General features: G+C 63.0%; 29 protein-coding genes, 1 tRNA gene and 1 pseudogene. 10 read left to right on the top strand and 21 right to left on the bottom strand.

Annotation, left to right across the window (positions count from 1 at the left end):
- Nucleotides 1-95 precede the first annotated feature (95 nt).
- On the top strand, nucleotides 96-1,040 hold the full coding sequence (hemC, locus tag ACFQ3C_RS08825) for a hydroxymethylbilane synthase (RefSeq protein WP_380790671.1): 945 nt from the start codon (nucleotides 96-98) through the stop codon (nucleotides 1,038-1,040).
- Nucleotides 1,041-1,093: 53 nt separating this feature from the next.
- Here hemC and ACFQ3C_RS08820 read toward each other — a convergent pair whose 3' ends face one another.
- Nucleotides 1,094-2,497: an FAD-binding oxidoreductase gene (locus ACFQ3C_RS08820; RefSeq protein WP_380790668.1), complete on the bottom strand. Its 1,404-nt coding sequence runs from the start codon at nucleotides 2,495-2,497 to the stop codon at nucleotides 1,094-1,096.
- Between the two features lie 225 nt (nucleotides 2,498-2,722).
- Here ACFQ3C_RS08820 and ACFQ3C_RS08815 point away from each other — a divergent pair, with 225 nt between their 5' ends.
- Entirely contained in the window at nucleotides 2,723-3,280 is a 558-nt protein-coding gene (locus ACFQ3C_RS08815) for a glutathione peroxidase (RefSeq protein ID WP_380790665.1), read from the top strand.
- 25 nt (nucleotides 3,281-3,305) lie between these two features.
- Complete coding sequence (locus tag ACFQ3C_RS08810; RefSeq protein ID WP_380790662.1) at nucleotides 3,306-4,427, top strand: acetoin utilization protein AcuC; 1,122 nt, start codon at nucleotides 3,306-3,308, stop codon at nucleotides 4,425-4,427.
- A gap of 2 nt (nucleotides 4,428-4,429) precedes the next feature.
- Here the strand turns inward: ACFQ3C_RS08810 and ACFQ3C_RS08805 are convergent, their stop codons facing one another.
- Complete coding sequence (locus tag ACFQ3C_RS08805) at nucleotides 4,430-5,038, bottom strand: TetR/AcrR family transcriptional regulator (protein ID WP_380790660.1); 609 nt, start codon at nucleotides 5,036-5,038, stop codon at nucleotides 4,430-4,432.
- Between the two features lie 112 nt (nucleotides 5,039-5,150).
- On the opposite strand from ACFQ3C_RS08805, the gene ACFQ3C_RS08800 reads away from it, so the two are divergent.
- On the top strand, nucleotides 5,151-6,149 hold the full coding sequence (locus ACFQ3C_RS08800; protein WP_380790658.1) for a zinc-dependent alcohol dehydrogenase family protein: 999 nt from the start codon (nucleotides 5,151-5,153) through the stop codon (nucleotides 6,147-6,149).
- Here the strand turns inward: ACFQ3C_RS08800 and ACFQ3C_RS08795 are convergent, their stop codons facing one another.
- The 3 genes from ACFQ3C_RS08795 to ACFQ3C_RS08785 are packed head-to-tail and all read right to left on the bottom strand — an operon-like array spanning nucleotide 6,150 to nucleotide 8,470.
- Entirely contained in the window at nucleotides 6,150-6,959 is an 810-nt protein-coding gene (locus ACFQ3C_RS08795) for an enoyl-CoA hydratase/isomerase family protein (protein WP_380790656.1), read from the bottom strand.
- Nucleotides 6,956-7,216 (bottom strand): hypothetical protein, encoded by a 261-nt coding sequence (locus ACFQ3C_RS08790; RefSeq protein WP_380790654.1) that lies wholly within the window; start codon nucleotides 7,214-7,216, stop codon nucleotides 6,956-6,958. Before ACFQ3C_RS08790 ends, ACFQ3C_RS08795 begins: the two co-directional genes overlap by 4 nt.
- A 24-nt stretch (nucleotides 7,217-7,240) precedes the next feature.
- The gene (locus ACFQ3C_RS08785; protein WP_380790652.1) at nucleotides 7,241-8,470 is read right to left on the bottom strand and encodes a cytochrome P450; all 1,230 of its coding nucleotides are present in this window, start codon (nucleotides 8,468-8,470) and stop codon (nucleotides 7,241-7,243) included.
- 315 nt (nucleotides 8,471-8,785) lie between these two features.
- On the opposite strand from ACFQ3C_RS08785, the gene ACFQ3C_RS08780 reads away from it, so the two are divergent.
- Nucleotides 8,786-9,388, top strand: coding sequence for a glutathione S-transferase family protein (locus ACFQ3C_RS08780; RefSeq protein ID WP_380790650.1), 603 nt, complete (start codon nucleotides 8,786-8,788; stop codon nucleotides 9,386-9,388).
- 7 nt (nucleotides 9,389-9,395) lie between these two features.
- On the opposite strand, the gene ACFQ3C_RS08775 is transcribed toward ACFQ3C_RS08780, so the two are convergent.
- The 5 genes from ACFQ3C_RS08775 to dctP all read right to left on the bottom strand — a co-directional run bounded on the left by ACFQ3C_RS08775 (nucleotide 9,396) and on the right by dctP (nucleotide 14,110).
- Entirely contained in the window at nucleotides 9,396-9,641 is a 246-nt protein-coding gene (locus ACFQ3C_RS08775; RefSeq protein ID WP_380790648.1) for a hypothetical protein, read from the bottom strand.
- Nucleotides 9,638-11,191, bottom strand: a complete 1,554-nt coding sequence (locus tag ACFQ3C_RS08770) for a class I adenylate-forming enzyme family protein (protein WP_380790646.1) — start codon at nucleotides 11,189-11,191, stop codon at nucleotides 9,638-9,640. The genes ACFQ3C_RS08775 and ACFQ3C_RS08770 overlap by 4 nt, the downstream gene beginning before the upstream one ends.
- Before the next feature lie 13 nt (nucleotides 11,192-11,204).
- Nucleotides 11,205-12,509 carry a TRAP transporter large permease gene (locus tag ACFQ3C_RS08765; protein WP_380790644.1) on the bottom strand — a complete coding sequence of 435 codons (1,305 nt, stop codon included), beginning with the start codon at nucleotides 12,507-12,509 and terminating at the stop codon, nucleotides 11,205-11,207.
- On the bottom strand, nucleotides 12,509-12,991 hold the full coding sequence (locus ACFQ3C_RS08760) for a TRAP transporter small permease subunit (RefSeq protein ID WP_380790642.1): 483 nt from the start codon (nucleotides 12,989-12,991) through the stop codon (nucleotides 12,509-12,511). Before ACFQ3C_RS08760 ends, ACFQ3C_RS08765 begins: the two co-directional genes overlap by 1 nt.
- A gap of 72 nt (nucleotides 12,992-13,063) precedes the next feature.
- Complete coding sequence (gene dctP, locus ACFQ3C_RS08755) at nucleotides 13,064-14,110, bottom strand: TRAP transporter substrate-binding protein DctP (RefSeq protein WP_380790639.1); 1,047 nt, start codon at nucleotides 14,108-14,110, stop codon at nucleotides 13,064-13,066.
- Nucleotides 14,111-14,389: 279 nt separating this feature from the next.
- Between dctP and ACFQ3C_RS08750 the strand changes: the two genes are divergently transcribed.
- Nucleotides 14,390-15,652 carry a thiolase family protein gene (locus tag ACFQ3C_RS08750; protein WP_380790635.1) on the top strand — a complete coding sequence of 421 codons (1,263 nt, stop codon included), beginning with the start codon at nucleotides 14,390-14,392 and terminating at the stop codon, nucleotides 15,650-15,652.
- A gap of 72 nt (nucleotides 15,653-15,724) precedes the next feature.
- On the opposite strand, the gene ureG is transcribed toward ACFQ3C_RS08750, so the two are convergent.
- From ureG to ACFQ3C_RS08710, 8 genes are read right to left on the bottom strand one after another with little or no spacing between them, the layout of a single operon-like run.
- Nucleotides 15,725-16,336 (bottom strand): urease accessory protein UreG, encoded by a 612-nt coding sequence (gene ureG, locus ACFQ3C_RS08745; protein WP_380790633.1) that lies wholly within the window; start codon nucleotides 16,334-16,336, stop codon nucleotides 15,725-15,727.
- A complete protein-coding gene (locus ACFQ3C_RS08740) occupies nucleotides 16,333-16,983 on the bottom strand; it encodes an urease accessory protein UreF (RefSeq protein WP_380790631.1) in 651 nt (216 codons plus the stop codon). The genes ureG and ACFQ3C_RS08740 overlap by 4 nt, the downstream gene beginning before the upstream one ends.
- 1 nt (nucleotide 16,984) lies before the next feature.
- Complete coding sequence (locus ACFQ3C_RS08735) at nucleotides 16,985-17,608, bottom strand: urease accessory protein UreE (protein WP_380790629.1); 624 nt, start codon at nucleotides 17,606-17,608, stop codon at nucleotides 16,985-16,987.
- Nucleotides 17,609-17,626: 18 nt separating this feature from the next.
- Nucleotides 17,627-19,387 carry an urease subunit alpha gene (gene ureC / locus ACFQ3C_RS08730; protein ID WP_380790626.1) on the bottom strand — a complete coding sequence of 587 codons (1,761 nt, stop codon included), beginning with the start codon at nucleotides 19,385-19,387 and terminating at the stop codon, nucleotides 17,627-17,629.
- A gap of 38 nt (nucleotides 19,388-19,425) precedes the next feature.
- Nucleotides 19,426-19,731, bottom strand: a complete 306-nt coding sequence (locus ACFQ3C_RS08725; protein ID WP_380791137.1) for an urease subunit beta — start codon at nucleotides 19,729-19,731, stop codon at nucleotides 19,426-19,428.
- Nucleotides 19,728-19,892: a peptidase M23 gene (locus ACFQ3C_RS08720; protein ID WP_380790624.1), complete on the bottom strand. Its 165-nt coding sequence runs from the start codon at nucleotides 19,890-19,892 to the stop codon at nucleotides 19,728-19,730. The genes ACFQ3C_RS08725 and ACFQ3C_RS08720 overlap by 4 nt, the downstream gene beginning before the upstream one ends.
- Nucleotides 19,893-19,912: 20 nt before the next feature.
- On the bottom strand, nucleotides 19,913-20,215 hold the full coding sequence (locus ACFQ3C_RS08715) for an urease subunit gamma (protein WP_380790622.1): 303 nt from the start codon (nucleotides 20,213-20,215) through the stop codon (nucleotides 19,913-19,915).
- A 1-nt stretch (nucleotide 20,216) separates the two neighbouring features.
- A complete protein-coding gene (locus tag ACFQ3C_RS08710; protein WP_380790620.1) occupies nucleotides 20,217-21,062 on the bottom strand; it encodes an urease accessory protein UreD in 846 nt (281 codons plus the stop codon).
- Nucleotides 21,063-21,414: 352 nt separating this feature from the next.
- On the opposite strand from ACFQ3C_RS08710, the gene ACFQ3C_RS08705 reads away from it, so the two are divergent.
- Nucleotides 21,415-21,491, top strand: a tRNA-Met gene (locus tag ACFQ3C_RS08705).
- 243 nt (nucleotides 21,492-21,734) lie between these two features.
- A complete protein-coding gene (locus ACFQ3C_RS08700; protein ID WP_380790617.1) occupies nucleotides 21,735-23,189 on the top strand; it encodes a fused MFS/spermidine synthase in 1,455 nt (484 codons plus the stop codon).
- A 118-nt stretch (nucleotides 23,190-23,307) separates the two neighbouring features.
- On the opposite strand, the gene ACFQ3C_RS08695 is transcribed toward ACFQ3C_RS08700, so the two are convergent.
- The 3 genes from ACFQ3C_RS08695 to ACFQ3C_RS08685 all read right to left on the bottom strand — a co-directional run bounded on the left by ACFQ3C_RS08695 (nucleotide 23,308) and on the right by ACFQ3C_RS08685 (nucleotide 25,507).
- On the bottom strand, nucleotides 23,308-23,571 hold the full coding sequence (locus ACFQ3C_RS08695) for a hypothetical protein (protein WP_380790615.1): 264 nt from the start codon (nucleotides 23,569-23,571) through the stop codon (nucleotides 23,308-23,310).
- Nucleotides 23,572-23,717: 146 nt separating this feature from the next.
- On the bottom strand, nucleotides 23,718-24,791 hold the full coding sequence (locus ACFQ3C_RS08690; RefSeq protein WP_380790613.1) for an alpha/beta fold hydrolase: 1,074 nt from the start codon (nucleotides 24,789-24,791) through the stop codon (nucleotides 23,718-23,720).
- A gap of 362 nt (nucleotides 24,792-25,153) precedes the next feature.
- Nucleotides 25,154-25,507 carry a LysR family transcriptional regulator substrate-binding protein gene (locus ACFQ3C_RS08685; RefSeq protein WP_380790611.1) on the bottom strand — a complete coding sequence of 118 codons (354 nt, stop codon included), beginning with the start codon at nucleotides 25,505-25,507 and terminating at the stop codon, nucleotides 25,154-25,156.
- Between the two features lie 8 nt (nucleotides 25,508-25,515).
- Between ACFQ3C_RS08685 and ACFQ3C_RS08680 the strand changes: the two are divergent.
- A pseudogene (locus tag ACFQ3C_RS08680) lies at nucleotides 25,516-25,686 on the top strand (DUF302 domain-containing protein); the annotation flags it as partial.
- A gap of 100 nt (nucleotides 25,687-25,786) precedes the next feature.
- On the top strand, nucleotides 25,787-26,272 hold the full coding sequence (locus ACFQ3C_RS08675) for a DUF305 domain-containing protein (RefSeq protein WP_380790609.1): 486 nt from the start codon (nucleotides 25,787-25,789) through the stop codon (nucleotides 26,270-26,272).
- The last annotated feature ends 34 nt before the right edge of the window (nucleotides 26,273-26,306 follow it).

Below are 26,306 nucleotides of genomic sequence, written 5' to 3'. Positions count from 1 at the left end.
GTTCCCTTCGGTTGACAGTTTCGTCCCCTTTGGGCGCAAGGATGTCAAGCATCTGGTGCTTGTCAGGCCTGTCTGACATCACTAACAACTGTCTCATGACACTGACACGCCCCACACCCGCCTCACCGCTGAAGATCGGCACCCGTGGCTCCCCGCTGGCTCTGGCCCAGGCGCATGAGACGCGCGCGCGTCTGATGGCAGCATTCGACCTGCCCGAGGAGGCTTTCGCCATCGTGGTGATCAAGGTCACCGGCGATGCGATTCAGGATCGCCCGCTCAAGGATATTGGCGGCAAGGGGTTGTTCACGCGCGAGATCGAGGAAGCGCTGCTGGACGGGTCCATCGACATCGCGGTGCATTCGATGAAGGACATGCCGGTTCTGCAACCGGCGGGGCTTCTGCTGGATACCTACCTGCCACGCGAAGATGTGCGCGACGCCTTCGTGGCGCAGGACGTGGCGGCACTCAAGGATCTTCCCGAAGGCGCACGTGTCGGCTCGTCTTCGCTGCGCCGCCGGGCGCAGCTTCTGAATGCCTTCCCGCATCTGGAAGTGGTGGAATTTCGGGGCAACGTGCAGACACGGCTCAAGAAACTGGCCGATGGCGTGGCCGCCGCCACCTTCCTGGCGCAGGCCGGGCTGAACCGCCTCGGCATGGCCCATGTGGCGCGCGGCGCCATCTCGCCCGACGACATGCTGCCGGCTGTGGCGCAGGGCGCCATCGGAATCGAACGGCGCGCCGATGACACCAATACTGCTGCCATGCTCGAGGCGATTCATCACGTTGAAACCGGCCAGCGCCTTGCCGCGGAACGCGCCTTCCTTGCCATGCTGGACGGATCCTGCGAGACGCCGATTGCCGGCCTGGCCGAGCTGGACGGAACCACCCTGCGCCTGCGCGGCGAAGTGTTGCGCCCGGACGGGTCGGAAAAGATCGCCGATGACCGCAGCGCCCCGATCGCGGACGCGCCGGACATGGCGCGCGACATGGCGCAATCCCTGCTCAAGCAGGCCGGCCCCGGTTTCTTCGACTGGCGCTGATCCGCGCCAGTCGTTTCTTCTTGCCGGAAATATCCCCGCCGGAGGCGCAGCTGTCAGCCAGGCAGCACCTTGCCGGGGTTGAGGATACCTTTCGGGTCAAGCGCGCCCTTGATCGCCCGCATCGCCGCCAGCGCCACCTTGTTCTTGCGTCGCGCCATCGAGGGCAGTTTCGACATGCCGATCCCGTGCTCGGCCGAAAAGCTGCCGCCCAGGTCCAGGACCACATCTTCGACCGCTTCCATGATCGCGTCATGCACGGCCGGGTCCTGCGAGACTGGCCAGACGGTGTAATGCACGTTGCCATCACCCAGGTGCGACACGGTCAACTCTTTCGCGCCTTTGTCCAGAACAGTCAGCCGGTCGTGGATGCGCGACAGGAACACCGATACCTTGTCCAGCGGCACAGCCACGTCATTGTTCACGATGGGCCGCCGCGTCAGCGCTATTTCCGCAGCCGCCTCGCGGCGCTGCCACATTTCGGCGCGCTGGGCGTGCGACTGGGCCACCACGGCATCCAGAATCATGCCTTCTTCGAACATACCCTCCAGCACCTCCTCCAGATGCACGGAGACGGGCACGCGCCCGTCCGGGCCAGGGGTGCAATCGCGCGGCGCGGTGGCGCCCACCTCGACCAGGATATTGACGTCATGCATCGCCTCGAAGGGTGGCTTGGCTCCGGGGAACTTCTCCAGATGCCCCTCGATATAGCTGCGCGGCATGAACTCGAACGCCTCGACCCCGCCGCCCGTCGCCTCTTGCAGGCGGTTCAGCAGGATCAATGCCTGGTCCAGCGAGGGTGCCGCGACCATCGCCGTGGCATAGGCGCGCGGCTTGGGGGCCAGTTTCAGAACGGCGGCGGTGATGATGCCCAACGTGCCCTCGGCCCCGATCATCAGATGCTTGAGGTTATAGCCCGAGTTGTCCTTGTGCAGTTCGCTCATCAGGTCCATCACCTCGCCCGTCGGCAGGACCACCTCCAGGCCAAGGCACAGATCGCGGGTATTGCCATAGCGCAGCACGTTGGACCCGCCCGCATTGGTCGACAGGAAACCGCCCACCATGGCCGATCCGCGCGCGCCGAAGGTCAGCGGGAAGATCAGGTCATGGGTATCCGCCGCCTCATGAAGGCTGGACAGGATCACGCCCGCCTCGACGATGGCGATCCGCGCCGCGGGGCGGACCTCGCGAATGCGGTTCATCCGGTCCAGCGACAGCATGATCGCGCCCTCGGCCTTTGTTCCACCGGCAAGCCCGGTATTGCCCGACACAGGCACGACGGCCGTGCCCGTATCATTGGCCAGGCGCAGGATCGCGGCAACCTCATCGGTGGACCCGGGCCGCGCCACGGCCAGCGGGGTCCATGTGTAGACGCCGGTCCAGTCCCGCGACCACTTGACCAGATCGGCCCCTTTGACCAGGTTTGCGGGGCCCACGATCTTCTCAAGCCTGTCCAGCATTCGGTATTCCTCCCTCTTTGATCCGGTCTGTTTTCCGGGGCATTTGCGCCATCTGGGACCGAACTGCCGCCATTGGCAAGCCAAAGCGCGTCCCGTACGATCTGCGACAAACTGCCGATGCGCGAAGCCTTCACTGGACAGTCGGTTAATAACACCTATCTGCCTACGCAAGCATGAGACGCGCCCGATTTCGGTAAGCGGCCCTCGACGTGGAAGCATGAAAAGATGACCCTTCTTCAGAAAACATACCCTGCCATCCTGCTCAGCATGTTGTTGGCCGTGGCATCGGTGATCCTGACCTACCCGGCGAATGCACGCGACGCGTTCGTGTTCGACTCGATCGATGGGGGCACGCTGTCGCTGGACGAATGGCGCGGCCAGCCGGTACTGGTGGTGAACACGGCCTCGCGCTGTGGCTACACGCGCCAGTATGACGAGCTTCAGGCCCTTTATGACCGCTACAGGGATCGCGGCCTGATCGTGCTTGCCGTACCGTCCAACGACTTCCGCCAGGAACTGTCCAGCAATGAAGAAGTCGCGGAATTCTGCGAGGTCAACTTCGGTCTCGATTTCCCGATGACCACGATCACCTCGGTCAAGGGAGAGGCGGCGCATCCCTTCTATCAGTGGCTGTCGCGGACGGCGGGCTTCGTGCCGGGATGGAACTTCAACAAGGTGCTGATCGCTCCGGATGGCAGTGTGGCCGGGACCTTCGCGGCGCCGGTCAAGCCATTGTCCGGTCGGATCACCAGCCAGATCGAAGCGATGCTGACCAAGGCGTGAACTGCGCGTCCCGGTCGTCCACAGCATGAAACCGCCCCTGTTCATAGGTTCCGAGATCTATCGCGGATCCAGCTACGGCGAATGGCATCCGTTGCGGGTGCCGCGTGTCTCGACGGTGATGGACCTGTCCCGCGCCATGGGCTGGCTTGACCCTTCGACCTATGTCACCAGCCCGCGGGCCAAACCGGCAGCCCTGTCGATCTGGCACGATCCGGCCTATATCACCGCCCTGCAACAGGCCGAGGCAGAGGGCGAGGTTTCACCCGAGATCCGCGCCCGTCACAATATCGGGACCCATGCCAACCCCATCTTTTCCGAGGTGTTTCGCCGTCCCGCCACATCGGCGGGCGGCGCGCTTCTGGCCGGTGAGATCCTGGCACGCCCCGGTGTTGTCTATGCCCCGGCGGGAGGCACCCACCACGGCATGCCCGACCACGCCAACGGGTTCTGCTATTTCAACGACCCGGTCCTGGCGATCCTGTCGCTGCGCCGCCAGGGGCTGCGGCGCATCGCCTATGTCGATATCGACGCCCATCATTGCGACGGTGTTGATCACGCCTTTCGCGACGATCCCGATGTCCTGCTGGTATCAACCCACGAGGTGAACCGCTGGCCCCGGACCGGCGCCCTGACGGATGAGGGCGCAGGCAACGTGTTCAACCTGCCGCTGCCCAAGGGGTTGAACGATACCGAGATGGCGCTGATCCTCGACCGGCTGATCCTGCCGGTGGTCGCCCGTTTCGCCCCCGAGGCGATTGTCCTGCAATGCGGCGCTGATGCGCTGGCCGAAGACCCGCAGTCACGCCTGACCTTGTCCAATGGCGCGCTCTGGTCCGTGGTCGCGGCCCTGGGCGGCTTGACTGACCGTTATCTGGTTCTGGGCGGTGGCGGCTATAACCCCTGGTCCGTCGGGCGTGCCTGGACAGGTGTCTGGGCCACGCTGGCGGGCCATGACATTCCCGAACGGCTGCCCGCTTTGGCCCAGGATGTCTTGCGCGGGCTTGAGTGGCGCGGCAACCGGCGCGGGCGCAGACCGCCCGAGCACTGGTTTACCACCCTGCGCGATGACCCGCGAAACGGGCCGATTCGGGCAGAAATACGTGCTGATGTCGATACTCTGGCCGCACGGTTTGCCGCCACGGTCTGAGGTCAGGCGCCCTTGCCTTCATAGGCGGTTCTGAACACGCCCATGATCTGACGCGCGACAGTGCGCGCATCATGGCCCCTGGCCGTGTCGAACCAGATCGGGGCCCAGTTCAGCGCGCCGAAAAGATGCAGGCGCAGAAGCGTGCGATCCACATCCTCGGGCAGTGTCAGGGCGCTGAAAAGATCGCGGAAGGTCTGTTCGTAACGCCGCCGCTCGGACCTGATCTGGCTGCTGATGCCTTCGCGTTCACCCAGGAATTCAGGTGATACGATCGCAACCAGATTACCGGTCTCGATCAACCCTTCCAGATGCGCCGTCGCGGCCGCCTCAAGCTTGTCCCATGGTCCGACACCGTGTTCCTCGGCCGTCTTCAAGGCTGCGCTGACCCGCGCCTCCATCAATGCGACAACACGCTGGTGCAGGGCCAGAAACAAGGCTTCCTTTGACGCGAAATGGTAGTAGAGCGAACCCGGCAACATGCCCACCGCGCTGGCGATGTCGCGCATCGACGTGCCGTCATAGCCCTTGGCGGCCATCAACTCCCCGGCGCGGTCAAGCAACTCTTCGCGCCGATTACCGGGGGATGTGTTTTCTGTCTCTGGTTCTGTCATGTTTAAGGGTGTCTTGATCTGGCGTGGAACAGGTCTTGTTGCGCGAACGGCATGCTGTCGATATAGCTGACTAACGAACGATTGTTAACAATCTTCCGCAATTAGGTTCGACATGACCGAGAACACCATCCACACCGTCGAAGCAACAGGAAATGGTCTGACCGACCTTGCCGTGGTGACAAAATCCGCACCAGCCCCGCCGAGGCCGGGTGAAGTGACGGTCGATATGCTGATCCTGACGATCAATCCTGCCGATCTTCTGATGCTGGAAGGGCGCTATGGCGTGCGCCCGCCTGCGCCTTTCGTGCCAGGCAGCGAAGGGGTGGGCCGTGTCAGTGCGGTGGGGCCGGATGTCACCCTCAAGCCCGGCGAGATCGTGATGCCGATGCCGGGCAACACATGGACGGAACAGATCACCCTGCCTGCGCGTCACGTGGTGCCCCTGGCCGCGGATGTCGATCTGGATCAGGCGGCGATGCTCAAGGCGAACCCGGCCACAGCGCTGGTGATGCTGCAGGATATCGTGCCCTTGCAGCCGGGCGACTGGGTGGTCCTGAATGCCGCAAATTCCGCCGTGGGGCAGAACGTGGTCAAGGTGGGCGGCGCGCTGGGCTTGCGTATCGCCTGCGTCGTGCGGCGTGAGGGGGCCGCGCGAACCCTGCGCGACCTTGGCGCCGAGGTCATCATCGTTGACGATGGCACAGGCCCTGCGCCAACGCTGCCGGACGGCGCCGGGGCGCGGCTGGCGCTGGACGCGATCGGCGGGGTCGCGACCGAACGGTTGGCGGCCTGCGTCGCTGATGGTGGCACTGTGGTGAATTATGGCCTGTTGTCGGGGGAAAGCCCGCACCTCAGCGCCCATGACCTGGTATTTCGCGGACTGACCCTGAGGGGGTTCTGGCTGGCGTCATGGTTCGCCACCGCCGGGGCCGCGCGGATCAAGCAGGTCTATGGCCAACTTGTGACATGGCTGGACGAGGGCAAGATCGGCGCAAGGGTCGATGCCCGCTATCCTATCGTCGACGCTGTCGATGCCGTGGCCCATGCCGCGCGCGAGGGGCGGGATGGCAAGGTGCTGATCACTACGCGGTTCCACCAGGGCCGCCCCTGATCAGGGATTGCGGATGTCGCTGCCGTTGCGGTTCATCCGGGCCATGATTTCTATCGCCTCATCCTGCACCATCAGGTCGCAAAACAGCGTGCGTTCCAGCGCCATCCGTTCGGGATCTGGCGTTGCGCCACGGATCAGCCGTTTGATATGCGCCAACGCCAGTGGCGGATTGCCAGCCATCCGGCGCGCCATCCCCAGAGCGTGATCCAGAACGGGGTCGGCGACGCAGGCATTGACCAACCCCGCCTTGGCGGCCTCTTCCGGTGTAAAGGTCCGTCCCGTCAGACAATATTCCAGGGTGCGCGCCTGTCCGACAAGCAGGGGCAGCCGCTGCGTGCCACCCGCGCCCGGCAGGATGCCAAGGTTTACCTCGGGCAGGCCGATGGGGTAATCCCCCGCCTGCGCCAGGCGGATATCGCAGGCCAGGGCCAGTTCGAACCCGCCGCCCATGGCTGTCCCGTTGATCGCGGCGATATAGGGCTTTGGGCTGTTTTCGATCCGGCGCATGGCGCGATGCAGCGCGGGTTCCGGCACCGGTCTGTCGGGTGTGAAAACCATCCCGCGCGCCGCCATCTTGCGCGACCGCGCCTCGAGGATACGGACATCATAGTGGCGGATGAATACCCCTTCCTGGGCACCCGTCAGGATCACGGCGCGGATCGCATCATCCGTGTCGACCTGGTCAAGCGCCGCGGTCAGGCCGGCCTCGGTGCCTTCGTCCATGAAACCTTCGGGCGGGTTCGAGAAACGGATCACCGCGATCGCGCTGTCCAGGGTGACGTCGACTTTGCCTGTATCGGGTCCGCTCATGCGCTTGCCTTTCGTATGGTCGCCTTCGTCGCGCGCGGATCGAACCCGGCAGGGGCCGCGCCGGGGATAAACCCATCGGGGAAAAGGCGGTGTTTATCTGGTGTCTGTGTTCCTTGCACCGGCAGGGTGTCGCTGAACCGGGACCCGCCCGGCCGCGTGTCATGGACCGGACGCTTGCGGGTGAAGTCCTGCACCACCTTGCCGATGACAAATCCCGGCAGACCGCAGACGTCGCCAGCAATGACTGTCTTTGTCATGACCCGGCTCCCTTTGTATCCACGTCAGTGCAGTTCCACCGGCATGACGCGCGGGCCGCGCATGATGATGGTAGCATGCCATTCGATCGGCCTTGCCGCCAGCTTGAGATTCGGCAGCCGTTGAACCAGGCGGGGGAAGGTCACTTCGGCCTCCAGCCGCGCCAATGCCGCACCCATGCAGAAATGCGCCCCGTATCCGAATGTCAGGTGCCGGTTCGGTTTGCGGGTAATGTCGAAATCACCGGGCCGCTCGAACATGTCGGGATCCTGGTTGGCGGTGTTGATCATGGCAAAGACCCGTTCGCCCGGGCGCAGGGTCTTGCCGTGCAACTGGTGCTCGACCGCCACCAGCCGCGCCATCGACCCCGAGGGACCATCCAGCCGCAGACATTCCTCGACCGCGGATTTTGCAAGATCGGGCTGATCGGCAAGCAACCGTGCCGCCTCGGGATGGGCGATGAACTTGGCCATGCCGCCGCCCAGAAGGTTGGCGCTGGTTTCATGCCCGCCGAACATGACCAGCATGCAGGCGGCGACCAGTTCGTCCTCGGTCATGGCGTCGTCCGCCTCTCGTGCGGCAATGAAAGCCGAGATCAGGTCATCCCGCGGTTCGGCCCGGCGTTCTGCGATCAGGCCACGGAACAGCGTTGCCATCTCATGCGCGCCCTCTGCCGCGCGTTCGTATTTGTCGGGGGCGTTGCGGGCCGAGCCGATGAACAGCTGCATCCGGTCGGAGCAGGACTTGAGGTGGAACATATGTTTCCGCGGCACGCCCAGCAGGTCCATGATGACCATCGCAGGCAATTGCATCGCGAAGTCGTTCACGAAATCGAAGGCTTCACCGCGCGGCAGGCGATCCGTCAGCATGTCGCAGATATCTTCGACGCCCGGGCGCAGCACCTCGACCGCGCGCATGGTGAAGGCGCGGCTCATGAGGTGGCGCAGACGGGTATGTTCGGGGGGGTCGCGAAACACCAGCCAGAGTGTCAGATAACGCATCAATTCTGACAGGACGCCTTTTTCCTTGGCTGGCAGGTTTTCATAGAACGGCCTGATCCGGTCCACCGACATGTCGGTCGAGGTCAGGGCCATCTTGACATCGTCATAGCGTGTCAGCACCCAGGCCTTCAGCTTGGGGTTCCAGTGCGCCGGGTCGTGACGTTGCAGGGCCAGAAGCGAAGGGTAGGGATCCCTGACCACTTGTGGAAGTGTCGGGTCGTAATGCGCTGCCGCCGATTTCAACGGGTTGTTCAATGGCTCCTCCCGGTCATGCCTGGCGCGATTCGCTTGTTGGTCGTATTCAGGGCGGTGAGTGCGGTCATATTGGCAGCAGCCAAATTACCAAGCAATCGTTTGGTTGACTATTGCATTGCCGTTTCGCATTGTCCAGCCATGGCACGCCAGCAGGAACGGGCCTTGCGGCGAAAAACGATGCCTTGGGGTCAACACTGGCCAAGGATCTTTGGCCCTGCGGCAGGGTGCAACTTGCGGGCTTGCGTCTGATGGCGGGCTTTCCGATGCTGGGCCCATGGCTTCCGGCATTGAGACCGGGCAACGACGGAGACGCGCATGATCCTGTTCACCAACCTGACATCACCATTTGCCCGCCTGTCGCGCATTGCGGTGATCGAAAAGGGGCTGGCCGAAAAGGTGGAAGTTCGGGTGATCGACCCTTGGGGGGGCGATCCTGATTTCGTGGGCGGTAATGTGCATGAACGTGTGCCAGCCCTTGTGACCGACGACGGAACCGGCATTTCCGAAAGCGCCATGGTGTTGCACTGGCTGGATCAACTGGCGCCCGAACCACCGCTTTTCCCACGTGACGGGTTGGCTGGGATGCTGCGGCAGGCGGGGGTCGCACTTGGCGCGATCGACGTGATGGCGGCCATCATCATCACCCGCAAATCCGCCCCGGACTTTGACAACCTGGTAATCGGGCAAAAGCGGTTTCGCACCATCAACGCGGCTTTTGATCTGCTTGAGGCGGCGCCGCCCCGCGATATGGCTGACAGCCCCGACATGGCTGCCATCGCCACGGCTACGGCGCTGGATTACGCGGCCTTCCGCTTTCCGGACCGGGACTGGCTGAGCCACCGGCCGGCCCTGGCCGCATGGCGCGCCCGGCAGGCGGGTCGCCCTTCGCTTGACAGCACAATGCCGCGCGAGGCCTGAGCCGGGATCATACCGGACGCAGGGCCCCATCCGGGCACAAGGTGATATCGTTCACCGTTGGTCCGATACCATCGCGGGCGAATGCGGCAGGCGTTCCCCCGCGTTTGGGAAAGGGCAGGCCGGCGGTGACGGATTTGCGCGCTGCGGTCTTGACGGTATCGGGCATCGTCGCGCCGACGTCACCCTGCCTGACGGACTGCGCGCCGCACAGCCCAGGAGGAAGGCCAACCGCCGCCTGCACCGCCATCTTCATATCCGGGCATCGGCCCAATAGGGATCGCGCAGCAGGCGTTTAAGCACCTTGCCCAGGGCATTGCGCGGAAAGTCCTGCCTGATTTCCACGGCATGCAGACGCTGGTATTTCGCCAGTCGTTCATTCGACCATGCCTTGACGGCCTCGGGGTCAGCCTGTCCGCGCGGGATCACCAGGGCCAGGCATGTCTCGCCCCATTTGTCATGCGGCACGCCGATGACGCAGACATCGGCCACATCGGGATGCTGGCCCACCACCGCTTCGACATCCGTGGGAAAGACGTTGAAACCGCCCGAGATGATCATGTCCTTCTTGCGGTCGATGATGGTCAGGTACCCGTCCTGATCCAGCACGCCCACATCGCCCGACCGGATGAAGGTCCGTCCGTGTTCGTCGCGCCAGATCAGCGCCTCGGTCAGCGCGGGCTGGCCGTTGTATTCGCGCAGCATCCCCGCGCCATAGCCCACGATCTCTCCGGGTTTGCCGGGTGGGCATTCACGCCCTTCCTCGTCGATCACCCGCAGGTCGAAGCCCATCACGGGTATACCGACGGTTGCAAACTTGTCGTCAGGCTCACCGGGTTTCAGGACGGCGGCGAAGCCTTCGGAAAAGCCATAGAGCTCGCACAGCCCCGGCGTCAGACGCTCCAGCACCTTCTTTTTCACGTCCCGCCGCAAGGGGGACCCGGCGCAGACGACCCGCTGCAACGAGGTTGTATCGGCGGCCTCCATGGCCGGATGATCCAGGATCATGATGAACTGTGCGGGTACCATGAAGCTGTGGGTGATCTGCTGCGCCTTGACAGTATCCAGAAAGCCCGCCGGATCGAAGGCGGGCATCACATGCAGCGTGCCGCCTGCAAAAAGCGTGGGCAGCATCACGATCCATGTCCCGTTGGAATAAAGCGAGGTCGTGGTCAGCGTCCGCGCGTCCGAGGTGATGCCCAGCTCGATCGCGTTGGAAAACGCAAAATGCAGCCGCGCGGCATGGGTCTGCACGATCCCCTTGGGCAGACCCGTGGTGCCCGAGGAATAGATGATGTTGAAATCATCACCCGGACGGTGGCGTATGCCGGGCACCGTGTCGGGTTGGCCTGCGATGAAATCCTCAAGCGTGGTCCAGCCCGCGCCGGTGAAGCCGAAGCCGACCCAGCACGTGACCTGCCCCAGATCGTCGCGCACGTCATCCAGCCGTTCGCGGAAACCCGCGCTGGCGAAAGCACGCGCTGCACGGCTGTCCGTGATCAGGCCCGCCATCTGCGCGCCGGTCAGCAGCCCCGACAATGGCACGGCGCAACCGCCCGCGCGGATCACGCCGAACACCACCTCAAGCATCTCGACGGCGTTGTCCATCAGCACCGCCACCCGGTCGCCGCGCTGCAAACCATCCGCGATCAGCGCATGGGCGACGCGGCTGATGTTGCGGTCGAAATCGCCCCATGTCCGGCTGTCGTCTCCACAGACCACGGCCAGACGTTTTGCCTTGAAACGCCCATGTTGGGCCAGCATGTCGCTGATGTTCACGAAAGGCTGATCCAGCAGTTCGGTCATGTCTTCATCCTTCCTACATTGTTGTCGGCAGCCATGTGACCAGCGCCGGAAAGGCGATCAGCAGGCCCAGCACCACGAACTCGATCACGATAAACGGCGTGATCCCGCGAAACAATTCTGCCGGTCGCAGCACGCCATTGGCCGCTGCCAGAACGGCATAGAGGTTCAGCCCGACGGGGGGCGTGATGGCCGCGATCTCGATCAGCTTGATGATGATCACGGCGAACCAGATCGGGTCGATCTGCAACGCCTGGGCGATGGGGTAAAGAAACGGCACCGCGATCACCAGAAGCGAGACGGAGTCGATGAACATCCCCAGCACAAGGAAGATCGCGATCGTCACCAGCAGGAACCCGGTCACACCCAGTTCGCTGGCAATGACAAGGGCCCGCACCTCGCCGATGAAGCCGCTGATCAGCAGGAACCGGCTGAAGATCAGGCCCGCGATCACGATGGCAAAGATCATCGCCGAGATGCGCGCCGCTTCCAGCAACGACTCCCAGATGTCGCGCCCGCCGATACGGCGCATCGACAGCGCGATGACCAGCGCGCCCGCCGCACCCACGGCCCCGGCAGCCGACGGCGGATAGTAGCCGCCATAGATGCCACCCATCACCAGGGTCATCAGCAAAAGCACGCTCCAGACCTTTGCCATGGCGCGGCCGCGCATCCCCCATGTGATCGTCATCTTCGATGGCGGCGCCCATTCGGGGCGAAAGATCAGCATGACCCGTACCCCGACCATGTAGGCCGCCGCCGTCAGCACGCCGGGGATGATGCCCGCGATCAGCAACTCGCCCACCGGCTGCGTGGTCAGCATCGCGTACAGCACCATCGCGATCGAGGGCGGGATCAGTCCCGCAAGTGTGCCAGCCGCGGCGATGCAGCCGCCCGCGATCCCGCCATTGTAGCCAAAGCGCAGCATCTCGGGCAGGGCCATGCGCGTGAAAACGCTGGAGGCCACGACGGTTGATCCCGAAGCCGCGGCAAAGCCAGCCTGGGCGATGATCGTTGCCATCAGCAGACTGCCCTTGATCCGGTCCAGCATGTAATGCGCGGCGGTGTAAAGATCGCTGATGATGCCTGCGCGCCCGGCGATCCCGCCCATCAGCACGAACATCGGGACGACAACGAATGTATAGTCGCTTGTCAGCGTGTAGGGCGTGGTCTGAAATGTCGTGAACAGAAAATTGGCCCCGATCGTCAGATACATCCCGGCGGCCGCAACAACCCCCAGTGCGAAGGCGACAGGCACGCCCATGGCCAGCAATCCCAGAAGTGCCGCGAATGCGATCAGGCCTGTCTCCAGTCCCCCCATCAGGAATGCCCGTTCCGGTCATGCCGCATCTGCAGGATCAACCGCCCGATCTGAAGGGTGATGACAAGCAGCACCAGGCTTGCGCCAATGGCACAGGCCAGTTTGGCCGGCCAGATCGGATAACCCAGGGTCGCGGCCGATGTCTCGCGGATCGCAAGGCTGTCCAGGGCAACCTTCCAGGTGCCGCGCGCGATCAGCGCAAAGAAAACAAGGCCCGCCAGCTTTGCAATTATTTCGCGTAGAATGCGGCTCCAGCGTGGGAAAATGCCGGAGAAAAGATCCACATTGATATGTTCATTGCGTGATTGAACAAGCGGCCATGCCAAAAAGATGGCTGCCGCCGTCAACGTGCCCGACATGTCGACCTTGAAGGCAAGAAAGACCCCAAGGACTTCGCCTGCAACGATATCGGTAACCCCGACCAGCATGACGACGGCCAGGGCGATGGCGGCCACGGCACTGGCCACGCGTTCAATCAGCATGATCCCTCCTGTCAGGCGGCGCGTTGCAAGGGCGGCCAATACGGCCTGGCCGCCCGGTGACATGACAACGCATCAGTTCTGGAAGGATTTCTGCGCCTCACGCATCGGCCCGACAAGGGGGGCAATCTTGTCTGCCATCCCGGCCCCGGTCATGCGCTCTTCCCAGATGCTGATCATGTCGGGTGATTTCGCCACCAGCGCGTCCATGTCCGACAGGTTCACGATCTGACCGCCCGCCGCCTTATAGGCATCGACAGCCTTGGCGGCCACGGCGTCCAGCGCGGCCTGATCCTTGGCCATGGCTTCCTTGGCCACATCCGTCATCAGGTCACGCACGTTCTGCGGAAACCCGTCCCAGGCCGATTTCGCGATATAAAGCTGGAAGGTGGTGAAACTGCCGGTGTTGATGTCGGACCAGTAAGGGGCTGCGGTTTCGAACCCTGCGAAGGTGGCCCACTCGATCGGCCCGAAGTTGCAGTCCAGCGTACCGCGCGTCAGACCTTCCCGAATTTCGGTTGCCTGCACACGGGTCGGCACCATGCCAAGGGATTCCATCCAGATCGGAACATAGGCCCCGCCGACCGCGCGCACCCGCAGACCTGCCAGGTCTGCCGTGCTGTTGATCGGACGGTTGCACTGCAGGGTATAGGTCGACGGAACCGTCCATTTCAGGACATGCAGGTTCTGTGCCGCCAACTCGTCGCGGATGGGATCGGTGGCATAAAGCGCGCCCGCCAGGGTATCCGCCACCGCAGGGCTTGCCGATACACGATTCAGAAGGCCAGCGGACACAGAGGTCAGCGGCAGTTCCTCGGCATGCACGGCCTGGGCGAAGACGCCCAGGTCAACCGCGCCATTCGACACCAGTGACTTGATCTCGGTCAGGCTGCCGATCTGGCCGGCCCAGAAGACCTCGATCTGGATCTTTCCGCCGGACCGCCTGGCGACCTCCTCGGCCCACCAGCCGTCCCATTCCGCCGCTGGCCATGTCTGCGGCAGCGGATGCGCCAGACGCAACGACAACGCGGGATAGTCCTGCGCCTGCGCCTGGCCTGCGTGACCCGCCAGCAGTCCCGCAATGGCGCCCGTGATGGCAATAGCCCTGAAAATCGGTTTCATTACAACGTCCTCCCTGATCGTTGGTTGGTTTATGTCTTGTCGTCCGGCATCCCGCCTCCCTGATGGAAAAAGCCGTCCGATATGATCTGGCCATGCAGGAAAGCTGTCTGATTGCTCTGGCCCATGTTTCGAATCGCGTGATCAATGCCTTGAAGCGATTTTCGTTCCATGACATAAATCAAATGATTGTTTGGCGGCTGTCAAACACAAAGATCGACCACCGGAACCATTTCCCCGGGATCGGCCCAGGATCAGTCCGGGATTGGAAGGAAACCCGCCATGCGTGACGTCTATATCCTCGGCACCTCTTGCACCGCCTTCGGCAAGCGGCCCGATACCGGTTTCAAGGAACTGACCCGCGAAGCCTATCTGGATGTCCTGGCCGATGCCGGGCTTGAAACCGGTACGGATATCGAGATGGGCTGGTTCGGAAACTGCGGCATGGGCACGTTTGGGCAGCGCAACATTCGCGGTCAGGTCTGTTTCACGCCGCTGGTGCGCGAAGGGCTGTTCCCCGAACGGGTGGGAATGATCAATGTCGAAGGCGGTTGCGCCACGGCATCAATGGCCTTTCACGGCGCCTGGAAGGATATCCTGTCGGGCCAGGCCGAGGTATCGCTGGCCATAGGTGTCGAAAAAACCTTCTTTCCGGGTGACGCCGCCCGTACGCAGGAAATCTTCGACGGCGGCATCGACCAGCTCGACCCCCAGGAGTGGCAGGCCTATTATGCCGCGCGTGGCAAGGAGGCGGGCAAGCCTTTCGACGCAAAGGCGGCTGGCGGCACGGTCTTCATGGATACCTACGCGATGCAGGCGGCCTGGCACATGAAGCGCTATGGAACGACCCGCCAGCAGATCGCCATCGCCGCATCCAAGAACCACCACCACGGATCGCTGAACCCGAAGGCGCAGTATCGTTTCAAGGTCTCGGTGGATGATGTGCTGCAGGATCGGCCGATCTCCTACCCCTTGACCCGCTCCATGTGCGCGCCGATCGGGGATGGTGCGGCGGCGGCGATCCTGTGTTCAGAAGATTTCCTGCGCGCCCAGCCTGCCGATGTCCGGACCCGCGCCGTGAAGGTGCGCGCCTCGGTGCTGACAGGGGGCAAGTATCGCGCCCCTGACGAGCCGGGCCTGTCCCGTGTCGCCGCGCAAAAGGCCTATGCGGCCGCCGGCTTGACCCCCGCCGATGTCGACCTCGCCGAGGTGCATGACGCCACCTCGTTCTGCGAGATTTTCCAGGCCGAGATGCTGGGCTTCTGCGAGGATGGCAAGGGCGGCGCGCTGATGGAATCCGGCGCCACGGCGCTGGGTGGGCGGATGCCCATCAATCTGTCCGGGGGGCTTGTCTCCAAGGGTCACCCTGTGGGCGCCACCGGCCTGTCGATGATCCACGAACTGTCGCTGCAACTGCGACAGGAAGCCGGTGACCGTCAAACCGGCCGCGCCCGGATCGCCCTTGCTGAAAACGGCGGCGGAGTCATCGGCTTTGACGAAGCGGCCTGTTCCGTGATCCTGCTCGAAGCCCCGGCAGGCGCCTGACCGCCGGTTTCTTCTTGCCCCAAATATCCCCGCCGGAGGCACCGCCACAGCGACCCCCGCGGCGTTCCCGGCTCAAAGCCCGCCGATCGTCTTGATCAGGCTGACCACATCGTCAAGCCCTTCGCCTTTGCGCAACGCGGTAAAGACGAAAGGCCGGCCCGCCCGCATCCGTGTGGCGTCGCGGTCCATCACCTCAAGCGAGGCGCCCACATGCGGGGCCAGATCGGTCTTGTTGATCACAAGGATGTCCGACCGCGTGATCGCGGGCCCGCCCTTGCGCGGGATTTCCTCGCCCGCGGCTACGTCGATGACATAGATCGTCAGATCGGCCAGTTCCGGGCTGAAGGTGGCCGACAGGTTGTCGCCGCCGCTTTCGATCAGGACCAGCTCTACCTCGGGGTGGCGTGCGCGCATCTCGGCCACAGCGGCCAGATTGATCGAGGCATCCTCACGGATCGCCGTATGCGGGCAGCCGCCTGTCTCGACCCCGATGATCCGGTCCAGGGGCAGCACCTGCATCCGCATCAGGGCTTCTGCATCTTCCTGCGTGTAGATGTCATTGGTGATCGCCCCAACCGAGTAGTCGTCGCGCAATGCGCGGCACAGGGCGGCGGTCAACGTGGTCTTGCCCGCGCCGACAGGGCCGCCGATGCCGATCCGCAAGGGTCCATGGGGTGAGGTCATGATCTGAAAAGCCTTGTATATTGGGTTTCATGTTTCATCGCGGCGATATCGGCCATCACGGTGCAGCCGCCCAGATCGTCCAGGCCATCACCGCCCAGGGCCTCCTGGGACAGCAGATCGCACAGTGGTGTCATCGCTGCCAGCACACGCTGGCCTTCGGTCTGGCCAAGCGGCACAAGTCGCATCGCCGCGCCGGTCAGGTTTGCGGCAAAGCCGTGAAGGTAAAGCGGAAGCACCTGCTCCAGCCCAACACCGATCAGGGCGGCGGCCCGGCCAACCGCCACCGGATAGCACAGCATCGGCAAGTCGATCGCCCAGATGTCGGCGGTCGTACGCACGAAGGCCGCGCCCTGCGCGGTCGTTTCCAGAAGACGTTCCGCGGAAGGGGCCAGGGCCCGGGCGACGGCATCCACATGGGTCAGATAGGCCGCATCCACCGCGCGATAGGCAGCGGCCAGCAGGATCGCATCATTGCGGCCCGTACCATATTCAAGGATATCGGCCAGCCATTCCTGGAAAGTGGCCGCATCGGTGATGGTGCCTGCTTCCACGGCCCATTCCAGACCATGAGAGTAGCTGAACCCACCTACCGGATAGGCGGGTGACAGCCATTGCATCAGGGTCACAAGATGAGGTGTGGCGATCATCTCAATGTTCATGCCCATGATGGTGATAGTGGTGATGCCCCTGCTCGTGCCCGTGCTCGTCCCCGTGCCCGTGCTCGTGCCCGTGTTCATGCTCGTGCTCTTGATCATGGGCGTGGTCCTGATCAGCACCATGCGAATGCGTATGGTGTGCCGCGACCGGATTGCCATGGGCGTCGCCGTGGCTGTGCCCATGGGTGCGGCCATGGCCATAGGCGCCGCCTTCGGGTGTGAAGGGTTCCGTCACCTCTGTCACCTCTGCCCCCAGCAGGGCCAGCATGTCACGCATGACGCGGTCGCGCTGGATCAGCAGGCGCGTCGCCTCGATCTGGCAGGGCGTGTGGCGGTTGCCGATGTGCCAGGCCAGCCGTATCAGATCGGCGCCGCGCACCTCCAGCAGCGCCTCGGCGGCGGCCTGTACAGCGATCACACGCCCGTCCGACAGGATGAAGCCATCCCCCTGATCGACCGACACGGTCTGCGCCAGGTCGATGAGGAAAGGCGCGCCCGTCACCGTCTCCAGCCGCTTGCGGCGCAGAAAGCGTGCATCATAGGTCAGAAGGCACTGATCCGTCGCGGGCGGAAGATCGGCGGCGCGGGTCAGATGATGGCTATGGGGCAGGGGCATCGGATCGGGCCTTTCGGATCAATAGAGGAAATAGCGCTGCGCCATCGGCAGAACCGTGGCAGGTTCGCATGTCAGCAACACGCCATCCGCGCGCACCTCGTAGGTTTCGGGGTTCACGTCGATATGCGGGGTGGCCGTGTTCAGCTTCAGATCCGCCTTGCCGATCTGGCGCGTGTTGGTGACGGCCAGCGTCTGTTTCGCAAGGCCCAGCTTGCCCCTGATCCCGTCGGCCTGCGCCGCCTCGGACACGAAGGTGACCGCGCTATGTTCCAGGGAACGGCCGTATGCCCCGAACATGGGCCGCGAATAGACCGGCTGCGGTGTCGGGATCGAGGCATTGGGATCGCCCATCTGCGCCAGCACGATCGTGCCCGCCATCAGCACCATCTCGGGCTTGACGCCAAAGAAGGCCGGGTTCCACAGCACCAGGTCGGCGCGCTTGCCCACCTCGATACTGCCGATATGGGCCGATATCCCATGCGCGATGGCCGGGTTGATCGTGTATTTCGCGATATAGCGGCGCACCCGGAAATTGTCGTTCTCGCCCGTCTCCTCGGGCAGGCGGCCGCGTTGCTTGCGCATCTTGTCGGCGGTCTGCCAGGTGCGGATCAGCACCTCGCCCACACGGCCCATCGCCTGGCTGTCGGACGCGATGATCGAAAACGCGCCCATGTCGTGCAGGATGTCTTCGGCTGCAATCGTCTCGCGCCGGATGCGGCTTTCGGCAAAGGCCACATCCTCGGGGATGGATTTGTCCAAGTGGTGGCAGACCATCAGCATGTCCAGATGCTCGTCCACCGTGTTGACCGTGAAAGGCCGTGTCGGGTTGGTCGAGGAGGGCAGGACATTCGGCAGCCCGCAGATCTTGATGATGTCGGGGGCATGTCCGCCGCCCGCGCCTTCGGTATGGAAGGCGTGGATCGTGCGCCCCTTCAGCGCGGCAACCGTATGTTCCACGAACCCGCTTTCGTTCAGCGTGTCGGTATGGATCATCACCTGGACATCCATCGCATCCGCAACCGAGAGGCAGCAATCGATGGCGGCAGGCGTGGTGCCCCAGTCCTCGTGCAGTTTCAGCGCGCAGGCGCCGGCCAGGATCTGTTCCTCAAGTGCGGCGGGACGCGAGGCATTGCCCTTGCCCGCGAAGGCCAGGTTCATCGGAAAGGCATCCGCCGCCTGCAACATCCGCGCCATGTGCCAGGGGCCGGGCGTGACCGTGGTGGCCAGGGTGCCATGCGCGGGGCCGGTGCCACCGCCCAGCATGGTCGTCACGCCGGAATGCAAGGCATCCTCCATCTGCTGCGGACAGATGTAATGGATATGGCTGTCAAAGCCGCCCGCCGTCAGGATGCGCCCCTCGCCCGCGATCACCTCGGTCCCCGGCCCAACGATGATGCTGACGCCGGGTTGCGTATCCGGGTTGCCCGCCTTGCCGATCGCGTGGATGCGGCCGTCGCGCAGGCCGACATCGGCCTTGTAGATGCCCGTCCAGTCCACGATCAGCGCATTGGTGATGACCGTGTCCACCGCCCCGCCCGCGCGGGTGACCTGGCTTTGCCCCATCCCGTCGCGGATCACCTTGCCCCCGCCGAATTTGACCTCTTCGCCGTAGATGGCGGCGTTCGGCCCGCTGCCGCCGCTCATGGCGCTGCCCACGGCCAGCGCCGTCAGGTCACGCTCGACCTCGATGATCAGGTCGGTATCGGCCAACCGCAGCCGGTCGCCGGTCGTAGGGCCATACATGGCGGCATAATCGGGGCGGGAAATCTTGACGGGCATCGGTTCGATCCTTTGACGAATGATATCTGCGGCAGGGCCTAGAGCGGCCCCATCACCGCCTGGTTGAAACCCTGCACGATCCGATCCCCGCCATAGGGGATCAACTGCACCTCGCGCCGCTGTCCGGGTTCAAACCGCACGGCGGTGCCGGCGGCGATATCCAGCCGCATCCCGCGCGCAGCGGTGCGGTCGAACGCCAGCGCCGGGTTCGTTTCGGCGAAATGATAATGGCTGCCCACCTGCACCGGACGGTCCCCGGTATTGGCGACCATCAGGGTGATCGCCTCGCGCCCCGCGTTCAGGGTCAGCTCGCCCGCGGCGGGGAAAAGCTCTCCGGGGATCATCGGCGGCGCCATGCGAGATAGGCGGCAGCCCCGACCACGGCCGAGGCCAGCATGATCAGCGACCATGCCGGATGATCGGCATGCGGGTGCATGTGCAACCCGCTATCGGCCAGAACAGGTGTTGCCCAGAGGGCGGTCAGCAATAGGGTCATTCGGGTCATGTGTTGAACTCCTGCGAACATCAACGGATCGGATTGTGCACGGTCACCAGTTTGGTGCCGTCGGGAAAGGTCGCCTCGACCTGAACCTCTTGGATCATTTCCGGCACGCCCTCCATGCAGTCGGCGCGGGTGATCACCTGTGCGCCGGCCTGCATCATGTCGGCGACAGACCGGCCATCCCGCGCGCCCTCCACGACGGTATCGGTGATCAGGGCGATCGCCTCGGGGTGGTTCAGCTTCACGCCCCGCGCCAGGCGCTTGCGCGCGACCTCTGCCGCCATTGCGACCAGCAGCTTGTCTTTTTCTCTCGGGGTAAGGTTCATGTCAGATCATCCATGTTCGGGGCAGCGGCCCATCATTCAGCAGTGCCAGCACCGGCAGCAGGCTCCGGCGCAATTCGAAACTGTCGCTTGCAGTCAGTCGCAGGAACAGCAGGCCCGGCCGGATCACCGAAGCGCCGGCCTGCGCGGGCAATAGCGGGCGCAATTGTTCCAGAAGGGCGGGCGCTGCGCCGCTGTCCGCAGGTGTCGCCATCACGACCGAGGCCGTCGCCACCGCGCCTTGTCCAATGGCAGTGCGGCGCAGCATCATGTCGGCATCGCCGGAAAGGCGCATCCGGTCAATGAACAGGGGCGCCCCCTCTCTCCAGATGGAAATGCGGTCGGACAGGTGCAGCTTCGAGACATGCTCGCCCATGGCGGTCCGGCCAAAAACAAGCGTTTCAACCAGCAGACAGTGTGAATCATGGGCAAGATCGACCCTGAGTTCGCGGTCAAGCCGCGCATCATCGAACAGGATCGTCTCTTGCGGCAACCAGTCCAGCCTTGCACCGGGTTCGACGGTGATCCGCGTGCTGACGCGGCCGGGTGCGGCGCTGCTGGCGCGGTAAATGCGTTCGGCGGCCTGCGTGGTCAGGCTCAACCTGCTGGCCGCGCCGACTCGCGCCTGGATCCGCAGATCGTCGCCCCCGGTGATCCCGCCGGATGTGTTGACAAGTACCGCGTTCAGGCGATCTGCCGCGCCGCGCGGGAAAAGCGCCTTGAGGCAGCCTGAATGTCGCAGATCCGCCAGGACCGAGGCACCGTTTTCCGCACGGCGCTTCGATTGCAGCAACAATGATCCCACCGCGCGCGGCAGACCGGTGCGATTGGCAGGCGGTACGATCTGCACTGCGTCCTGAATGACCGCCTCCCTTGGTTTGCGTGGCGCCGTGTCACGCGGTTCATGTGCATCGACAGGCGTGGCTGTATGACGCTCAGATCTTGGCGGGCCTCGCCTTCCGGCAACATAGATCAGAGAGGGTGCAGGCCGCCATTTCACAAAAAACGCCCACTTGATGTGCGAAATGACTTTTATTTGTGCTTTTTGCGAATGATTGCCCCGGCGTGACGTCGGACGGCGCGATGCAAGGCAACAGCCGCGGCGCGGCATGCGCGATGATCGGTTTTTCCGCAAAGACAGCCCTTCATGCTGTTTCGCCCTTGACGGGCCACCCGCGCTTTCGTAAAGCGCAACTCGCTTCGGCGGAGTAGCTCAGTTGGTTAGAGCAGCGGAATCATAATCCGCGTGTCGGGGGTTCGAGTCCCTCCTCCGCTACCAAGCATTTCCCAAATTTCTTAGGCTCCACTACGATCAGGGCTGCAGCCACCCCTGCGTGCCGATGGTAAACTCTATATCCTTCAAGCAAGATAAGGCGGAAACCAATCAGGCGGTGTCTCACAACGTGAACGTCAGCACGATGTCTCGGCAGGCTGGCCCGTTTGCGCCCCACCTAACGCCCTGGAGGCCGTCATTCAGTTCTGGATAACCATCAGTTTGATCCTTGTTCTGTCCGCCCTCGGCTTGACCTATGAGATCGCGGCCGGTCGCGTTCTTGCGCCGTTCTTCGGCACGTCGCTCCTCACGTGGACGACAGTCATCGCCGTGGTGCTGGCAGGATTTTCGCTGGGAAGCGCCGTTGGCGGTCTTGTGGCTGAACGTCAACGCCATTTAGCGGCTGCCACCGTGCGCAAAGCGCTGGTCGCGACAGCGGTCCTTATGGCGATATCGCCAACAGTTCTTGGTCTGATCTATGCATCGGGCGCGCGAGGGACGTGGGGCATGTTGGTGGCCGTCGTTGTTGCCTTCTTCCCGGCGTCGGTGCTCGTTAGTTTTCCAACGCCGCTTCTGGCCAAGCTTGCGGTCGAGGCACGACCGGGGCGCGAGGGGTCTTCGCTCGGGACCGTGCTTGCGGCAGGGTCGTTCGGCGCGATTGTCGGCGCGATTCTTGCCGGATTCGTGGCCCTTCCGCTCGCAGGTTCGGTCGCGACCTTTGCGGGCTGTGGTCTTGTGGCTCTTCTCTGTGTGCCCTTCATAAAGGGCAAAGCACCCGGCGCAGGCGACGAGGGTGACGTGTTGGCAGCGGAGGCCAAGACGCCCGTCAACGTGGTCTCCTTCGGTGTGGCGGCCCTGTTGGTGATGGCAACCATGGCCGGCGGGTCAGTGTGCCGTTACGAATCCGGCATGTCCTGCATCGATGTGGCGCGGCAGGGCAGGGTGATCTACCTCTATTCTGACCGCACCCTGCAGGCGGCAGAACAGACCGTGCCGCAGGCCGAGCAATCCGAGACATCGCGGTCTTTGGTGATCCCCTATACGCAATTGCTCTGGGCGCGCATGGATCGCGATCTGGGGCCTTCGCCCTCGGTGCTGTTCATCGGCGGGGGCGGGTATACGTTGCCCACGAAATTGCTTGAAACACGCCCCGCAGCGCGGGCCGTGGCGGTTGAGATCGACCCGCTGATCACGCAAGTCGTGCGCCAGAATCTGCCTTGGGCAGGGGATGCGATTGATCGGACCGGCATCGATGCGGGCGTTGACGGTTCCGAGATCCGTAACAGCGCGGCGCGGCTTGGGATCGTGCACGCCGATGGGCGGGTCTTTCTGAATGAGACGTCTCGCCGTTTTGACGCCGCCGTAATGGACGCGTTTTCATCAGAGTCGGTGCCCGCCCATCTCGCCACGCGCGAAACCTATGCGCGCCTTGCCGCCATCGTCGAAGGTCCGGTCTATGTTAACCTGATTGATCTGCCCGACGGTCGCCTCGTGCAGGGAGTTCATGCGATCCTGCGCGAGATATATCCCTATGTGCAAACCGTGCAAGGACCCGTTGAAGACGATGGGCGCACCAACATTGTGATGGCTGCGTCCCCGCGTCAGCTCGCTCCGCTGGACGCGCTGCCCGAGAACTTTGAGACGGTGCAGGTTGCTCCGGCCCGAGCGTTTACCGATGACCGTGGATGGGCGGGGCACCGGTAATGCCAAGTCGTTACGCCGGCAAAACTAGGTGTTCAGTTCCGGCTTTTGTCGTAGTGCTGTTCTGCCTTTCCTGGGCGCTATGGGCGGAAGGCGGACCCTCTATGCATGGTGAGCCCATTCAGGTGTTCTGACCCGGGCTAAGGTTCAATTCAGTCCACTCTCGGAGCATCATCCAGTTGCCGCCGAAAGCAAGAAGTTTGAGCCGCTCGTAGATTTCGGAGCACCGCACGACTTCCCCGGTCGGCAGACCTTCGGTCAATGCGCGACGTTCGCAGTCGAGATAGGCGCGCTTAAGCAATGCGACCGTCGCCTCGTGCCCGTCCGCCGACCCTCTCGCGCCAACGCTTACGAAGACCAAAGCTACAAAAACAATCAAAATCACTCTTGATCTCATCGGATCCAGGCCTCCCCATCATCTGGGGAAAGCATGCTCGAGTACAGCCGATGGCGCGTGAGCCCTAGGTCCCGAGCCAGAAGTTTATCCGGTCTCTTACTAGGGAATCCTTGGGACCAGCGTCCCGGCCATCCCTAATGGTCGGAGGGCTCGGAGCCGATACCGGCACGGATGGCCTTTACGATCGCTTTTGCCCGAGATGGGACGCCGAGCTTCGACAAGACTCGCGAGACGTGGTTCCGGACCGTCTTCTCGCTGATCTCCAGAGATGTGCCGATTTCGGCATTGTCCAGTCCCTCGGCAATTCCTTGCAGGACCTGTCGCTCGCGCAGGCTGAGAGTATCCAGGTCTCCATCGGGCGTGCTTTGGTTGGGAAGAAAAGCCGCGAGTGCGTCGACCATCCGTCCCCATGCCGGTTCCTTTTCCAGCATGAAGTGGTTGCGGGATTCGAGGACCAGAAACTCTGCGTCTGGAATCGAGTGGGCGAGAAATCGTCCCTCGTCGAACGGAACAACGGCGTCGTTTGTGGCATGGGCTACAAGGACCGGGCAGCGGATCTTTCGTGCCGAGGCGGAGACGTCGATGTCGAACATTATCCGCGTTAGCTCCACGGCATTCCGAGCCGTCGCCGCCTGCCTTTGAAGCTCGCACCATGAGCGCAAGTGGTCGAGTGTGCCGTCCGGTTGGAACTGTGTTGCGAAGGACCTCATGAAGGCCGCGTCTTCTTCGGCCCATCCGATTTCCAGCATCTCCAGCATCAACCGAGCCTTCTCGGGCTCAAGCGGGAGGTTGCCACGACGATCGCGGCCCCGCGCATAGGTCCCATAGAGTACGAGCCGGTCGACACGATCGGGCCGCTTCGCCGCATAGTCGATGGCGACGGCTCCCCCTTGGCAAATGCCGATCATGGCGACTGTCGGGACATCGACGGCGTCGAGGATAGCATCGATATCCTGCACCCAGGCATCGAAGGAAAGATTTGCCAGATCGCGATCGGACAGACCGCAGCCTCGCGGATCGTATCTTATCAGCTGGCGGTTGTCGGAAAGCGCCTTCAACCACGGGCGCCACGCGACACTGCGCCACTGGTAGTCAAGATGGGTAAGCCAGCTGGGCAGAAGCAGGACCGGCGGACCTGAACCCGAAACAGAATAAGCGAGGCGCGTTCCATCAAAGCTTTTGCAAAATCTGACACGCGGCGAATCCATCCGGGCGTCTCCTTCAAAGCCATCGAATGCGAGCCTACACGATCCTTGGCGTCTCGTCACGGTCGACAGGAAATTGCGCAACCCGGGATGCCCTATAAATCGAGGCCAGCTTCCTCGCAGATAGAAAGACAAATCCGCGACTGTCTCGGAACTTTTCTCTCTGTCCGCCTGTCAACGCGACCCGTGCTGATCTTCATTGTCGAAGACCAGTCGCACCGCGCGTTCACGCGCTTCAGGGGAATACTTGTTCCTTGTCTTGCTCAGGATGCTCCAACCGACTCAGGAGTTGGTGCCTCCGGCAAACCCGGCGCGGTTCACTCAATTGGGCCAGACCAGTGTGACCGCCTTAGTTCATCACTGTGTTATTCGGGCCAGGCAAAGCTGCGTGTGGCCCGCAAGAAGGCATCGACCGCAGGGGAATGGCGACGGCCCGGCACTGTGACCGTGCAGACTTGTCTTTCGACAGAAGGTTCAGTCAGGGGGCGTTGCAACAGGCTGGGCAGGGTGACCGAATATTCAGGCATGAAGGCAAATCCGATGCCCGCCCGCACCGTGGCATGAAACCAGTCTTCGCGTTCCGACCGGAAACGGGCATAGAGCGCAACGTCTAGATCCTCGCACACCGCCATGATCATCTCGCGCATCGCGCAGGCCAGGCGGTCGACATAAGGCTCATCTGACAGATCTCGCAGGCCCACGGCGTTCAATTTGCCCAACCTGTGCTAGGGTGGGTGCAATGTTGCCTTGCAATGTAATCCTGCGTGAAGTCGAGGGTGGGGTCGAAGTTAGTGCTGTCGACCCTGTGGCCTCGATGCAGGCAATCGAAAACACTGCCCTGATAGCCGTCGCGGGTGAGGTCCGAGATCTTCTGGCGAAAACCGTGGCAGCGATCTGAGATGTCATCCGCACCGCCAAGCTCGCGGCGCTTGCGATCCTCGAGGACTTCTTGCTGGGGGTGTTGAGCTGAAGAAACTAATTGATCAGGAGCTGAAAAGATGAACTACGGACGTTTCTTTGCAATGATTGCGACTTCGACGGTCGTAATGTTTGGATTAATGTATCTCAACACCTACGCGCTCGACCACGTCTTCTTCTCGCAGACGCGCATGTGGATGGCGATCTATATGGGTTCGGTGATGGTGATCATCATGCTCGCTTTCATGCTGGGCATGTATTCCAACAAAAGGGTCAATCTCGCGATCTTCGCAGGAGCTGTTGTAACATTCATTCTGTCGCTCTGGCTTGTGCGAAGCCAAGAGACTGTCGACGACCTTGCTTGGATGCGGGCGATGATCCCGCACCATTCCATCGCCATCCTGACCAGCGAGCGGGCCGAAATATCGGACCCAAGGGTCAGGGCACTGGCTGATGCAATCATTGAAGCGCAGCTCAGCGAAATCGCTGAAATGAGGGGATATATCGCTGACATCGAGGCGAACGGCGAAGCACCTGCAGGCACGCCACGTGCCGAAGTTCAATAACGCTGCAGCCGGGCCGGAAGTAGATGTCGCTGCT

It is taken from the genome of Seohaeicola saemankumensis, assembly GCF_042678485.1.
Classification (GTDB): Bacteria; Pseudomonadota; Alphaproteobacteria; order Rhodobacterales; family Rhodobacteraceae; genus Seohaeicola; species Seohaeicola saemankumensis.
This window is presented reverse-complemented; position numbering and strand designations above follow the sequence as displayed.

Coding starts and splice junctions, on each gene's coding strand:
- ACFQ3C_RS08815 (WP_380790665.1), top strand. CDS start 2,723: ATGACCCTTCTTCAGAAAACATACCCTGCCATCCTGCTCAGCATGTTG.
- ACFQ3C_RS08820 (WP_380790668.1), bottom strand. CDS start 2,497: ATGCTGGACAGGCTTGAGAAGATCGTGGGCCCCGCAAACCTGGTCAAA.
- hemC (WP_380790671.1), top strand. CDS start 96: ATGACACTGACACGCCCCACACCCGCCTCACCGCTGAAGATCGGCACC.
- ACFQ3C_RS08750 (WP_380790635.1), top strand. CDS start 14,390: ATGCGTGACGTCTATATCCTCGGCACCTCTTGCACCGCCTTCGGCAAG.
- ACFQ3C_RS08795 (WP_380790656.1), bottom strand. CDS start 6,959: ATGAGCGGACCCGATACAGGCAAAGTCGACGTCACCCTGGACAGCGCG.
- ACFQ3C_RS08780 (WP_380790650.1), top strand. CDS start 8,786: ATGATCCTGTTCACCAACCTGACATCACCATTTGCCCGCCTGTCGCGC.
- ACFQ3C_RS08675 (WP_380790609.1), top strand. CDS start 25,787: ATGAACTACGGACGTTTCTTTGCAATGATTGCGACTTCGACGGTCGTA.
- ACFQ3C_RS08740 (WP_380790631.1), bottom strand. CDS start 16,983: ATGATCGCCACACCTCATCTTGTGACCCTGATGCAATGGCTGTCACCC.
- ACFQ3C_RS08735 (WP_380790629.1), bottom strand. CDS start 17,608: ATGCCCCTGCCCCATAGCCATCATCTGACCCGCGCCGCCGATCTTCCG.
- ACFQ3C_RS08800 (WP_380790658.1), top strand. CDS start 5,151: ATGACCGAGAACACCATCCACACCGTCGAAGCAACAGGAAATGGTCTG.
- ACFQ3C_RS08715 (WP_380790622.1), bottom strand. CDS start 20,215: ATGAACCTTACCCCGAGAGAAAAAGACAAGCTGCTGGTCGCAATGGCG.
- ureG (WP_380790633.1), bottom strand. CDS start 16,336: ATGACCTCACCCCATGGACCCTTGCGGATCGGCATCGGCGGCCCTGTC.
- ACFQ3C_RS08775 (WP_380790648.1), bottom strand. CDS start 9,641: ATGAAGATGGCGGTGCAGGCGGCGGTTGGCCTTCCTCCTGGGCTGTGC.
- ACFQ3C_RS08790 (WP_380790654.1), bottom strand. CDS start 7,216: ATGACAAAGACAGTCATTGCTGGCGACGTCTGCGGTCTGCCGGGATTT.
- ACFQ3C_RS08690 (WP_380790613.1), bottom strand. CDS start 24,791: ATGGATTCGCCGCGTGTCAGATTTTGCAAAAGCTTTGATGGAACGCGC.
- ACFQ3C_RS08765 (WP_380790644.1), bottom strand. CDS start 12,509: ATGGGGGGACTGGAGACAGGCCTGATCGCATTCGCGGCACTTCTGGGA.
- ACFQ3C_RS08725 (WP_380791137.1), bottom strand. CDS start 19,731: ATGATCCCCGGAGAGCTTTTCCCCGCCGCGGGCGAGCTGACCCTGAAC.
- ACFQ3C_RS08720 (WP_380790624.1), bottom strand. CDS start 19,892: ATGACCCGAATGACCCTATTGCTGACCGCCCTCTGGGCAACACCTGTT.
- ACFQ3C_RS08770 (WP_380790646.1), bottom strand. CDS start 11,191: ATGACCGAACTGCTGGATCAGCCTTTCGTGAACATCAGCGACATGCTG.
- ureC (WP_380790626.1), bottom strand. CDS start 19,387: ATGCCCGTCAAGATTTCCCGCCCCGATTATGCCGCCATGTATGGCCCT.
- dctP (WP_380790639.1), bottom strand. CDS start 14,110: ATGAAACCGATTTTCAGGGCTATTGCCATCACGGGCGCCATTGCGGGA.
- ACFQ3C_RS08810 (WP_380790662.1), top strand. CDS start 3,306: ATGAAACCGCCCCTGTTCATAGGTTCCGAGATCTATCGCGGATCCAGC.
- ACFQ3C_RS08805 (WP_380790660.1), bottom strand. CDS start 5,038: ATGACAGAACCAGAGACAGAAAACACATCCCCCGGTAATCGGCGCGAA.
- ACFQ3C_RS08760 (WP_380790642.1), bottom strand. CDS start 12,991: ATGCTGATTGAACGCGTGGCCAGTGCCGTGGCCGCCATCGCCCTGGCC.